This window comes from Actinoplanes sp. ATCC 53533, from assembly GCF_003947245.1.
The window spans coordinates 1-11,924 of sequence record NZ_QHHV01000101.1 but is presented as its reverse complement, the minus strand read 5'-3'; the positions used below and the strand labels follow the sequence as shown (position 1 = coordinate 11,924).

Sequence of the window (11,924 nt, the reverse complement as noted above, 5' to 3'; positions counted from 1 at the left end):
CCAATGTCGCTGGCTCCGCTAGGCGGAGATGGTGGCCAGGTGCTCCTTGACCTGCACGATGGACGGGTTCGTCAGCGCGGACCCGTCGTCGAAACGCAGGGTCGGCACGGTCTGGTTGCCGCCGTTGACACCCATCACAAACTCGGCCGAGGCCGGGTCCTGCTCGATGTCGATGACTTCGTACTGGATGCCCTCCCGGTCGAGCTGCGACTTGAGCCGATGGCAGTAGCCGCACCAGGACGTCGAGTACATGGTCAACATCGGTCAGGATCCCTTCGGAGACATCACATGGCGGTAAGCCATCACGTGAAACGTCGGACCGGGGTGTCATGATTCCCGGTTGTGACAGCCGAACGCGTGCTAGCCGGGCTCGACCCCGATCAGCGGAGGGCGGTGACCGCCCCCGCCGGGCCGGTCTGCATCCTCGCCGGGGCCGGCACGGGTAAGACGCGGGCCATCACCCACCGGATCGCTTACCGCACGCTCAAGGGCGAGATCAGCCCGCGGCACATCCTCGCGGTCACGTTCACCGCCCGCGCCGCCGCCGAGATGCGTTCCCGGCTCACCGAGCTCGGCGCCGGCCGGGTGCAGGCCCGCACGTTCCACGCGGCGGCGCTGCGCCAGGTCCGCTACTTCGCGCCGCGGCTGCTCGAAGGCCGGGCGATGCCCGAGCTGGTGGAAAGCAAAGGGCGGCTCGTCGCACTCGCCGCCGGGCGCACCGGGGTCAAGGTGGACCGGACGGGCGCGCGGGATCTGGCGGGCGAGATCGAGTGGGCGAAATCGTCGCTGGTCGAGCCCGGGGAGTACGTCGTCGCCGCGGCCAAGGCGCTGCGCGAGCCACCGCACGAGGCCGCGAAGGTGGCCGAGGTCTTCGCCGCGTACGAGGCGCTCAAGCGCCGCCAGGGCGTGATCGACTTCGAGGACATGCTGCGCGCCGCCGTCTGGGGCATCGAGGAGCACTCCGACGTCGCCGAGCAGGTCCGCTCGCAATACCGGCACTTCGTCGTGGACGAATACCAGGACGTCAACCCGCTGCAGCAACGGCTGCTGGAGGCCTGGCTCGGCGGCCGCGACGACCTGACCGTGGTCGGGGACGCCAGCCAGACGATCTATTCGTTCACCGGCGCCACCTCGGCATACCTGGTCGACTTCCCCCGGCAGCGCCGCGACGCGGTCGTCGTCCGCCTGGTCCGCGACTACCGCTCGACGCCGCAGGTCGTCGGCCTGGCCAACGCGGTGATCAGGCAGGCCCGCGGCACCGAGGCCAAGCTGCGGCTCGAGCTCATCGGCCAGCGCCCGCCCGGCGCCGAGCCCGACCTCAAGATCTTCCCGGACGAGCCCGCCGAGGCCGTCGCGGTCGCCCGCCGCAGCCGCGACCTGATCGCCGCCGGCACCCCGGCGAGCGAGATCGCCGTGCTGTTCCGCACCAACGCGCAGTCGGAGGCCTACGAGAAGACCCTGGCCGAGTTGGAGGTGCCCTACGTCGTGCGGGGCGCCGAGCGCTTCTTCGAACGCGCCGAGGTGCGCAAGGCGATGATCGCGCTGCGCTCGGCCGTGCGCTCGACGCCGGGGGAGACCCCGCTGGTCCAGGCCGTCGTCGAGGCGCTCTCCGCGACCGGCTGGGCCCGCGAGCAACCCCCGCCGGGCGGGGCCCAGCGGGAGCAGTGGGAGGCGCTGGCGGCTCTGGTCGCCCTCGCCGAGGAATACGCCCGCACGCCCGGCCTGCTGCCGCTGGGCGAGGCTGGGGCGATCCAGCAAGACCTGTCGCTGTCGGCGTTCTGCGAGGAGTTGGCCCGCCGCGCCGAGCAGCAGCACGCCCCGACGGTCGAGGGTGTGACGCTGGCCTCACTGCATTCCGCCAAGGGCCTGGAATGGGACGCGGTGTTCCTCGTCGGGCTGGCCGAGGGGACGCTGCCGACGACGTACGCGAAAACCCCCGAGCAGCTGGAGGAGGAGCGCCGCCTGCTCTATGTGGGGGTGACCCGGGCCCGGCAGTGGCTCTGGCTGTCGTACGGCCAGAGCCGGTCGCCGGGCGGCCGGGCCCGGCGACCGTGCCGGTTCCTGCCGCACCTGAGCCAGCGAAACACCGGGCTGGAAAAAGCAAGCGTCGCGGGCGGCAGTCAGAAACCTGTCAACCGGCGCAGCACGGTGGTCTCCTGCCGGATCTGCGGCGCGACGCTGATGGCCGGCGCGGACCGCAAACTGGGCCGCTGCCCGACCTGCCCGTCGGACCTCGACGAGGAGCTGTACGAGCGCCTGCTGGCCTGGCGCGCCGCAGCCGCGGCGGAGCAGAAAGTTCCTGCATACGTGGTGTTCACGGATGCCACGATCGTGGCGATCGCCGAGCGCAAGCCGAGCACCCCGCCGGAGCTGCTGGCCATCGCCGGGATCGGCCCCCGCAAGCTGCGCCAGTACGGGCCGGCGGTCTTCGCTCTGGTGGGTGGCGAGAGCCTCGCGGAGCCCCTGTCAGAAAACTTTGGAAACTAGTCCGTTAATTCGTTTGCCCTCCCCCCGCGGGCGGGCTTAGCCTCAGTGCACACCTTGACGAGCACGGGTTAAAACCATGTTCATCAAGGACCGAAGAGCACGATTCGAGCGCAAGGCGATGGAGGAGGTGGCACCGGTGAAGCTCAACTACACGATCGAGCGACCGTCGATGCTGCTTGCTGCTGTCTGCGCTCCGTCCGCTTCGTGGCTGCCAGAGTCCGCCCCCGTGGCGATCTTGGCCGCTGAGCGGGCCCCGGCTTCGCAGGCGCACCAGGTCCAGATCCAGGCCGAGCTGGTCAGGACTCTGGTCGACGTCGATGGAAGCTACGGGACCACTGGGTTCGTGGGCAGCAATGGCACCTCCAAGCGCGTGACGGATGGTGCCAGCGGTGTCCCGCCTCGAGGAAGGCCGGTCTAACAAGACCAACCGGCTCACCTCGAGGCCGCGGAACCCGTAACCGGGATCCGCGGCCTACTTTTTTGCCGGCTCACCGGCCGGTGCACGACCTGTATCGCGATCCAGAAGATCGAGAAGAAGAGAGAGGTGACCGGGCTTTATGAGTCTGGCGCTGGCCCCACTCGACGTGAGCGTCGAGCTCGAGGCAAACCTGCCCTGTCGGAAGTTCGACCCGGACCTTTGGTTCTCGGACTCCCCGGCCCAGCTGGAACTGGCCAAGTCGCTCTGCGGGGACTGCCCGCTGCGCGTCGAGTGCCTCGCCGGCGCGGTCGAGCGGAACGAGCCCTGGGGTGTCTGGGGAGGCGAGATCTTTGAGCGCGGCGCCGTAGTGCCGCGCAAGCGGCCCCGCGGCCGTCCCCGCAAGGTCGACGTCGCCCGCGACGCCGAGCTCCAGGTCGAGGTCGAGGAGCGGCTCGCCGCGAACGGCCTCGAGTCCCGCAACTCGGTCCGCCTCGCGGCCTGAGACCACCCCTTACCCACCGACCCTTAACTCAGAGACGGAAGAAGCCCGTGAACACGAACGCCACCTCGAAGGTAAAACTTATCCACGAAGCGCTCTCACGAGCACGAATGCGTCGGCCTCAGGCCGACCACCACCCTGAGGCACACCGACCCGCCCGTCAGATCGCGATGGAGGCCCGGCACCGGGCTGCCCGTGAACTGGGTGGACGCCTCTGACAACTAAATCCGACGGGCCCGTCCGCGCAAGCGGGCGGGCCCTCTTCTTGCTGGATGGGGTGGCTGGCTGTGAGATTTGCCACGTTGCCGCTCGAGCACGCTGATCATCAGCGGGACTGGGCTGGTGTCACGCCGCCGGAGGCGAAGCCGGGCAGCTCATCAGCGGGACTGGGCTGGAGTCACGCCGCCGGGGGCGAAGCCGGGCAGCCATTTTTCCAGAATCGAGCGGTACGGTGCCTGCGCCTCGAGTTGGCACAGGACCCCGATCGAGCCCAGCGTCACCCGGTGGATCAGCAGGTATGACGGCGGCAGGTTGAGCTTGCGGCTGAGCTGGAAGGCCGGCGACTTCGGGCTGGACAGGCGGGTCGCCTCGCTGCGGATCCAGGCGCGGGTGAAGCGGAACTTGTCCACCGCCACCGGCTCGATCATCGGCCGGAGAAAGGCGAGCACCGCCTGGGCGTCCAGCTCGTCCTCCGGCTTGATGAAGCCCTCGTCGCGCAGGCCGTCCACCACCGCCTCGGCGTCGCCGTCCAGCGCGAGCCGGACCAGGCGGCCGATCGGCTCGGGGTGGCCGGTGGGCAGCCGGGCCACCGCGCCGAAGTCGATCACGCCGAGCCGGCCGTCGGGCAGGATCCGGAAGTTACCCGGGTGCGGGTCGGCGTGCAGCAGGCCGGTCCGGGCGGGCGCCGAGAAGTTCAGCGTTGCCATCAGCCGGCCGGCCTCGTCGCGTTCCGCCTGGGTGCCCTCGCTGATCACCTTCGCCAGCGGGGTGCCCTCGATCCATTCGGTGACCAGCACCCGGGGCGCGGAGGCGACGACGCGCGGCACGAAGATGTCCGCGTCGTCGACATACCCGGCGGCGAACGCCGTCTGAGCCTCCGCCTCCAGGGCGTAGTCGAGCTCCTCGGTGATCCGTTCCCGCAGCTCGGTGAGCAGCGGCTTGATGTCCATGCCGGGTTGGATGATCTTGAACATGCCGGCCAGTCGGCCGAGCTGCTTGAGATCGGCCAGCAGCGCGTCGCCGGCGCCCGGATATTGCACCTTCACCGCGACGTCGAGGGTCTTCGGCTTTGCGCCCTTGCGGCTGGGCGGCAGCTTCCACGTCGCCCGATGCACCTGGCCGATGCTCGCCGCGGCGGCCGGGCTGTCGTCGAACTCGGCGAACTTGTCCCGCCAGTCGGCGCCGAGCTGCGCGGCGAGCGCCTTGTGCACGCTGGCCACCGGCATCGGCGGCGCGGCCTCCTGCAGCTTGGTCAGCGCCTGCCGGTAAGGCCCCGCCATCTCCTCGGGCATCGCGGCCTCGAACACCGACAGGGCCTGCCCGAACTTCATCGCCCCGCCCTTGAGCTGGCCCAGCACGCTGAACAACTGCTCGGCGGTGCGCTGCTGGATGTCGGCGGAGATGACCTCCGTCGCGATGCCCGTCACCCGCTTGCCGAGGCCCAGCACGGTGCGCCCGGCGAAGCCAAGAGGCAGCGCGGCGAGCTTGGCGGTGCGGGACATTGCACGACGCGGGATGTCGGTCACCAGATCATTGTGACCGACGCTGCGCCGATCAACCGCCCTCGAGGCGCTTGATCGAGGTGAAACGCGCCAAAAGTCCGATCATTGCCGATCGATCATCACCCCATCCCCGAGCTCGCGGTTCGATGCCGGGACTGCTTCACCGGTGGGTGTAGCCGGGAGCATCCGCAATTGGGGTGGGGCGGCCAAGTGCGGCGGCGGGTGCGCCCCGGCGCGGTAACCGCGACCTCGACGCCGAGAGTCTCCGGGGTCTCCTCGTCCAGGTAGGCCAGGGCCTCGCCGGTAATGAACGCGACGGCGGCCAGGAACGTGGCCACGCCGCATGGTTCCAACGCTGGCGGAGCCCAGGCCGGGGGCGAGGCCGGAATCCAGGCCAGGGGAGAGTGCAGGGCCCAGCTAGAGGTCGAGGCCTGGGTCGAGGGCGAGGGCGGGGTTGGGGTCGAGGGCGGGGTTGAGGGCGAGGCCGGGGTCGGGGGCGGGGCTGTGGGCGGGGACGGAAGCGGGGGTGGAGGTGGCGGTGGGGGCGGGTTTGTTTGCCAGAGGGACTCGCGGTCCGCGAGGTGCAGGGCCATGCAGTTTGGGCAAGGGCTGGTTGCCGGGAGGATCAGTGGGCCGACCATCACGACGCCCTCACGGATCGTTGCTGTCAGGTGGGGGCGGTTTCGTTGGGCGCTGGTCACGGGCGGTGGCGTGGCCGGGTGGTCGCGGCCCAGTTGGATCACCAGTGACGCTGCTCCGCGCCGTACCGTGCGGGTCTTGGTTTCGGGGGCCGACCGCTGGATGGCCGCTGCGACGGCCTCGGCCCTGGGTTTGCCTATGTCGGACTCGGTGAGGGGGCCGCCCGGAGCCTCGTGGCGGGTCACCTGGCCGGCGAGGTCCGGGTGGACGTGGCCGGTGCCCGCCGTCGCCAACGCGACCGCGACGCCGGCCGCCAGGCGGCTGGGGCCGGTGACCACGACCCTGGCCGCGGCGCGGCGGCGCAGCGTGCGGGCGGGCGTCGCGCCAGCCTGGGAGTAGGCCAGCGCCGCGGCCTCGGGGGTCAGGCGGGCCGGCATCGACGAGGGGAACAGGCTCTGGGCCGGGACCACCAGGCCCACCTCGTGCAGGGTGTCGAGCAGGACCGCCGCCTCGCCGGGGCGGATGCCGAGGGAGCCGGCCTGGGCCAGGGCGTGGCGTTCCGAGCGGGAGCCGTCGAGCAGGTCTAGGAGGCGGGCCGCGCCGGGCTCGGGTAGGTCGAGGAGCACCGCGCGGGCCGGATCCAGGCCGAGTTGCAGCGTGTGCGGGGTGCGCCAGATGCGGGGGAGGCCCGGCAGCAGCGTTGGCCGGGGCAGCGGCGTACGGCTCATGACATGACACGGTGTCATGGTTCCGGCGCACAGCGGATTCGTTGTCCACAGGGTCGTACCGCTGGGACGCAGGGTTATCCACAGGAATCCGTGAGTTATCCACAGGTGGGTGGGGAGTGTGGGTAGCTACTTAACGTGTTTGTGCGGTAACGGGTTACGGACTCGATCGGGTGAATATGGGTGCGAAAGTCGACGGGGGTGACCAAAATGGTCACCCCCGTCTTGTCCCTTCGGCGCGGTCAGGCCTTCGCCTTGCCCAGGATCCGGTTGACCGTCGTGCCGCAGACTGGGCACTTGCCCTTGGCCATGTTCATGCCGGTCTTCGAGACCTCAACCGTGCCCTGGAAGTCGCGCTTCTCCTTGCACTTCACGCAGTAGCCGTTGTACGTGGTGTCGGCCACGGTTCCTCCTCGTCATGTTGTCGGCCGGATCGGCCCTATGCCTTGCTCGCGGCGACAGGCCGCGATCTTGTGTTCGGCGCTGGACCGCTCCGCGACCACGTCAATGTGGCCACCCGCTCGGGGCGGTCACTACCCAGGTCGGGCCTATTCCATGTCAGCGCGGCGTCGACGGTGTCGTCGACGGCCTGAGTGTGCCGGGCGAGATGACCCTTTTTGGGCACATACAGGGAGACACGCCGACGAATTACTCCAGACAGTCAGAAACAGGACGGTCGGCGCGCGGCGCGATGCGCCAGTTCTTTCGGATAGCGTGGGATTTGGCGGCGGCCGGGCGCCGGGGTGGAAAATATTTTCGGATTTACTGGGGCGTAGGTCACATTTTGGGTGCGTGTCGTTTCTCGTACCCTTGCGGTGACCTGGGCCTGACGGATTAACGTCGCAATGTGAACCCGAGTGTGGGCCCCGCGAGCCGGTAATGGCCAGGACGCGCAAGCCTGTCGTCGAAGTGCGGCGCAGCCAGCGCCGGCGTCGCACGGTGTCCGCGTATCGGGAGGGCGAGCGGGTCGTCGTCCTGATTCCCGATCGGTTCTCCCGTGCGGAGGAGACCGAGTGGGTGGCCAGGATGCTCGAGCGCCTCGCCGCCCGCGAGGAGCGCATCAGGCGCACGGACAGCGAGCTGCTGGTCCGCGCCCGACGCCTGATCTCCCGGCATCTGCCCGACCACGCCGAGCAGATCATGCCGGCCAGCGTGCGGTGGGTGACCAATCAGAACGGCCGGTGGGGCTCCTGCACCCCGGAGGACGGGACGATCCGAATCTCGCACCGGATCCAGGAGATGCCGGACTGGGTGATCGACTACGTGCTGCTGCACGAGCTGGCCCACCTGGTCGTGCCGAGCCACAACGCGGAGTTCTGGGAGCTGGTCAACCGCTACCCCAGAGCGGAACGCGCCCGCGGCTACCTGGAAGGCATCTCGGCGGCGACCGGCCTGGTCCTGGCCGAGGACTGACCGCCGGCGCCTGACCATCCGCCCGGCATGACGGCCGGGAATGAGTGGGCTGCCCGGCTTGATGGCCGGGAACGAGCGGGCCGGCCGGGTTGGTGGCCGGGAACGAGTGGGCCGGCCGGCGTGACGGAGCGAGCGGGACCGGCAGCTAGCCTCGGGGCGTGACCAAACGTGTGGTGGTGGCGCTGCTCACCCCGGTGAGCTGGAGTCCGCCCGGGATCGATCTGGGCAAGTGGCGGGCCGCGCTGGCCGAGGATGTCGTCGACCTGCTGGCCCGGCTTGCGCAGGCCGAGCCGGCCCTGGCCGCTACCGCGGCCGATCTGGACCTGGCGCGGGAGATCGCCTGGCCGGGCATGCCGATCTACGAGGTGCGCACGGCGACCGTGCTGCCCGTGCTCGAGGCCGCGGCGAAGGACGGCTTTGACCAGGCCGCTGTCCTGGCCGCCGACGCCGCCGACGTGCCGGGCATGATCCTGGGGAAGCTGTTACGGCCGCTGAGCAGCAAGCCGGTGGCGGTGGCGCCCACCGGTCAGGAGGGGGCCGGGCTGCTGGCCGTCGCCACGCACCTGCCGGCGCCGCAGTGGCTGGCCGACATCGACCTGGACACGGGAACCCCGATGACTGTGCGCAGGACCGCGCCTCAGCCCAGCCTCGTGGAATCGACCGCCGAGTGGCGCCGCCTGCGCGGACCCTACGACCTGGCCACCCTGGACCCGGCCCTGGAGGGCTGGGAGAACACCAGGGCGATCCTGGGGGGTTGAAACCACTCACGCAGAATGAAGGGCGAGGGGCAGCGACAGCTGGGCCCCTCGCCCGGCCTCGGCGGGAGCGACGGTCAGCACCACCCACCGAGCTACGACATCCTGATTTTGCTCTTTATTCGGTTTTTCCCTCGCCGGGGCCGCCGAGATCATCGGTGCCGCCGAGGTTGTCCAGCTCGGAGATGTCCCAGTCGAGCTGGGCGCGGGCGAACTTTTGCGGGTCGGCGAAGTCTTCGTCCGTCGGCAGCAGGTCCGGGTGGTCCCAGAGGGCGTCGCGGCCGGCGACCCCGCGCTGCTCGGTGACCGCGGCCCACAGCGCCCCGGCCTCGCGCAGCCGGCGTGGGCGCAGCTCCAGGCCGACCAGCGCCGCGAAGGTCTGCTCCGCCGGGCCGCCCGCCGCGCGCCGGCGCCGGAACGCCTCGCCCAGCGCCGCCACGGCCGGCAGGCGCTCGCCCGCCGCGCTGTCCACGACGTGGCCCACCCAGCCCTCGATCAGTGCGAGCGCCGTCTCGAGCCGGGCCAGCGAGGCCTTCTGCTGCGGCGTGTCCTCGGGGGTGAAGATGCCCTCGAGCGCCATCTGCTGCATCGACTCGGGGTCGGACGGGTCGACGCGGCTCATCGCCTCCTCGATCGCTTCCCGGTTGACCGTGATGCCGTTCGCGTAGGTCTCCACCGCGTTCAGCACGTGCGCGCGCAGCCACGGAACGTGCTGGAACAGCCGCTGGTGTGCCGCCTCGCGCAGGGCGACATAGAGCCGGACCTGGTCTTCCGGGAGCTCCAGGCCGTCGCCGTAGGCCTTGATGTTTGCCGGGACCAGGGCTGCCGTGCCGCCCGGGCCGAGCGGCAGGCCGATGTCGCCGGCCGAGAGCACCTCGGCCGCGAGCTGGCCGAGCGCCTGGCCGAGCTGGCCGCCGAAGAGGGCGCCGCCGAGGGTCGCCACCATCGACTGCATCGGGCCGAGCTGGGCGCGGGCCTCCTCGGGCACGAGGTCGCCCATGGCGCCGACCATGCGGCCCGCGATCGGGTCGCACAGCTTTTTCCACACGTCGAGGGTGTTGTAGACCCACTCGTTTCTGTTCCACGCTGTCGCGTCGCGGATGCCGGACGGCAGCGCGGACGCCGGATCGAGCCACAGGTCGGCGAGGCGCAGGGCCTCGGAGACGGCGTTGTGCTCGTACATGTTCACTGCGGGGTCGCCGGTGGAGCTGAGCTGGCTGGCCGCCACCTGGCGGGCCAGATCCCAGTTGACCGGGCCGCTTCCGGGCGCGGCGAACATCTGCTGCAGCTGATTCATGAACTGCTGCATCTGCTGCGGGTCGGAGGGATCGGGCGGCTGGGCGCCCGGCAGGCTGAAGCCGAACGGGATATCAGGCACACCCCAACCGTACGCGCGTATGCGGCCCAAGTGGCCAATGCCGGTGTCAGCTCAGAGAGAACTCAGGGTCGGTTGGTACGGTCACGCGCATGAGACGTCGCGGTGTCACGGTCATCCTCGGCGCCCTGATCACCGCACTGCTGGCAGTTGGTGTCATGGCCTTCCCCCTGCCCTACGTCGTGCTGAAGCCGGGGCCGACCGTCAACACGCTCGGTTCGGACAACGGCAAAGAGGTTATCCAGGTGACGAAGGCGACCACCTCGACCTCTCAGGGGCAACTCCGGCTGACTACCGTAGGGGTGCAGCCGAGCGTCGAGCTGGTGTGGGCGATCCGCGGTTGGTTCAGCGACGACCAGGCCGTCGTGCCGCGAGACCTGATCTATCCGCCCGACCGCAGTGAGCAGCAGGTCGAGGAGCAGAACGCCGAGGAGTTCAAGTCCTCGCAGTCCAGCGCGGAGACCGTGGCCCTGCGCGAGCTCGGTTACCCGGTGCAGACGTTCGTGACCGAGGTGACCAAGGACGGCCCGTCGGTCGGCGTGTTGCAGAAGGACGACGTCGTCACGACCGTCGACGGCACCGCGGTGACCAGCCCCGACAAGCTGACCCAGCTGGTGCAGGCCAAGCCCGCCGGCACGGCGCTGACCGTGGGCTACACCCGGGGCGGCAAGGCCGCCACCGCGACCATCAAGACCAAGGCCGCCGAGGGCACTGCCACCCCGCGCATCGGCGTGGCCATCGACAAGCGGCAGCCGCACCCGTTCGATGTTGAGATCGACCTGGATGAGATCGGCGGGCCCTCCGCCGGGCTGATGTTCAGCCTGGGCATCATCGACAAGCTGCGGCCGGCCGATCTGACCGGCGGCAAAATTATCGCGGGTACGGGCACGCTCGACGACGAGGGCAACGTCGGCCCGATCGGCGGCATCCCGCAGAAGCTGGTCGGCGCGAAGGACGCGGGCGCCACGCTCTTCCTGGTGCCGGCCGGCAACTGCGCCGAGGCGCTGCGCAACACCGTGCCCGGCCTGACCATGGCGGAGGTGGCCACGGTGGACGACGCGCTCGCCGCGTTGCAGGCCTACACCACGGGCGGCACTCCGAAACCCTGCCCCGCAAAGTAACAATCGGCGCAGGTGCCCCAGACGGAACAGCGCAACACCGTAATGTGATATACCGGTCCGACTTTGTGGGGTTCCCGTTGGTCATGCGTAACAGTCCTCTACCGAGGATGAGCCGGCGCGGTCGCGTGACCGTCGGCGTCCTCGTTGGGGTCTTCCTTCTCTTCACTCTGCTCGGCTGGGGCATCGACGCGTACACCGACTACCTGTGGTACGACGAGGTCAACTTCACAGGTGTGTTCTCCGGTGTACTGGTGACCCGGCTGCTGCTCTTCCTCGCCATCGGGCTCGCGATGGCGCTGGTGATCGCAGCGAACCTCTACCTGGCCTACCGGCTCCGGCCGCTGCTCCGGCCGCACTCGGCCGAGCAGGCCACGCTCGAGCGCTACCGGATGGTCATCCAGCCCCGGCTCGGCACCTGGATCACGATCATCTCGGTCGTCATCGGCTTCTTCGCCGGTCTGTCCGCGCAGAGCCGCTGGAAGGACTGGATGCTCTTCCGGAATTCCCAGCCGTTCGGCGTGCAGGACCCGGAGCATCACGTCGACGTCGGCTTCTACATCTTCGAATACCCGCTGTGGCGCTACGTGCTCGGCGTCGGCTTCACCACGATCGTGCTGTCGGTGATCGGCGCGCTGGCCGTGCACTACATCTTCGGCGGCGTGCGCCTGCAGGGCGTCGGTGACCGGATGACCGCCGCCGCGCGGGCCCACCTGACCACCCTGGTGGCGTTCTTCGTGCTGCTCAAGGCGGTCGCGTACATCTTGGACCAGC

12 protein-coding genes are annotated in these 11,924 nt (G+C 69.9%); 7 read left to right on the top strand and 5 right to left on the bottom strand.

Going from position 1 to position 11,924, the window contains the following annotated elements; translation table 11 throughout:
- Positions 1-18: 18 nt before the first annotated feature.
- Positions 19-261, bottom strand: coding sequence for a mycoredoxin (locus tag DMB66_RS29955; protein ID WP_125807466.1), 243 nt, complete (start codon positions 259-261; stop codon positions 19-21).
- An 81-nt stretch (positions 262-342) separates the two neighbouring features.
- On the opposite strand from DMB66_RS29955, the gene DMB66_RS29950 reads away from it, so the two are divergent.
- From DMB66_RS29950 to DMB66_RS29940, 3 genes are all read left to right on the top strand, one after another.
- Positions 343-2,487, top strand: coding sequence for an ATP-dependent DNA helicase UvrD2 (locus tag DMB66_RS29950; RefSeq protein WP_125807465.1), 2,145 nt, complete (start codon positions 343-345; stop codon positions 2,485-2,487).
- Positions 2,488-2,563: 76 nt separating this feature from the next.
- A complete protein-coding gene (locus DMB66_RS29945; protein ID WP_233624933.1) occupies positions 2,564-2,905 on the top strand; it encodes a hypothetical protein in 342 nt (113 codons plus the stop codon).
- A 139-nt stretch (positions 2,906-3,044) separates the two neighbouring features.
- Positions 3,045-3,407 (top strand): WhiB family transcriptional regulator, encoded by a 363-nt coding sequence (locus DMB66_RS29940; RefSeq protein WP_125807464.1) that lies wholly within the window; start codon positions 3,045-3,047, stop codon positions 3,405-3,407.
- A 374-nt stretch (positions 3,408-3,781) separates the two neighbouring features.
- Here DMB66_RS29940 and DMB66_RS29935 read toward each other — a convergent pair whose 3' ends face one another.
- The 3 genes from DMB66_RS29935 to DMB66_RS62820 form a co-directional block, all read right to left on the bottom strand.
- Complete coding sequence (locus DMB66_RS29935; protein WP_125807463.1) at positions 3,782-5,149, bottom strand: AarF/ABC1/UbiB kinase family protein; 1,368 nt, start codon at positions 5,147-5,149, stop codon at positions 3,782-3,784.
- 95 nt (positions 5,150-5,244) lie between these two features.
- Positions 5,245-6,492 (bottom strand): hypothetical protein, encoded by a 1,248-nt coding sequence (locus DMB66_RS61485; protein WP_158647408.1) that lies wholly within the window; start codon positions 6,490-6,492, stop codon positions 5,245-5,247.
- Between the two features lie 239 nt (positions 6,493-6,731).
- Complete coding sequence (locus DMB66_RS62820; RefSeq protein ID WP_023562255.1) at positions 6,732-6,893, bottom strand: DUF5679 domain-containing protein; 162 nt, start codon at positions 6,891-6,893, stop codon at positions 6,732-6,734.
- Between the two features lie 475 nt (positions 6,894-7,368).
- Here DMB66_RS62820 and DMB66_RS29920 point away from each other — a divergent pair, with 475 nt between their 5' ends.
- Entirely contained in the window at positions 7,369-7,902 is a 534-nt protein-coding gene (locus DMB66_RS29920; RefSeq protein ID WP_125807461.1) for a M48 family metallopeptidase, read from the top strand.
- 158 nt (positions 7,903-8,060) lie between these two features.
- Complete coding sequence (locus DMB66_RS29915; RefSeq protein ID WP_125807460.1) at positions 8,061-8,660, top strand: hypothetical protein; 600 nt, start codon at positions 8,061-8,063, stop codon at positions 8,658-8,660.
- Positions 8,661-8,775: 115 nt separating this feature from the next.
- Here DMB66_RS29915 and DMB66_RS29910 read toward each other — a convergent pair whose 3' ends face one another.
- Positions 8,776-10,035, bottom strand: coding sequence for a zinc-dependent metalloprotease (locus tag DMB66_RS29910; RefSeq protein ID WP_125807459.1), 1,260 nt, complete (start codon positions 10,033-10,035; stop codon positions 8,776-8,778).
- Between the two features lie 89 nt (positions 10,036-10,124).
- Between DMB66_RS29910 and DMB66_RS29905 the strand changes: the two genes are divergently transcribed.
- Complete coding sequence (locus tag DMB66_RS29905; RefSeq protein ID WP_125807458.1) at positions 10,125-11,153, top strand: PDZ domain-containing protein; 1,029 nt, start codon at positions 10,125-10,127, stop codon at positions 11,151-11,153.
- Positions 11,154-11,236: 83 nt separating this feature from the next.
- On the top strand, positions 11,237-11,924 hold a 688-nt coding region (locus DMB66_RS29900; protein WP_199752690.1), incomplete at its 3' end, for a UPF0182 family protein.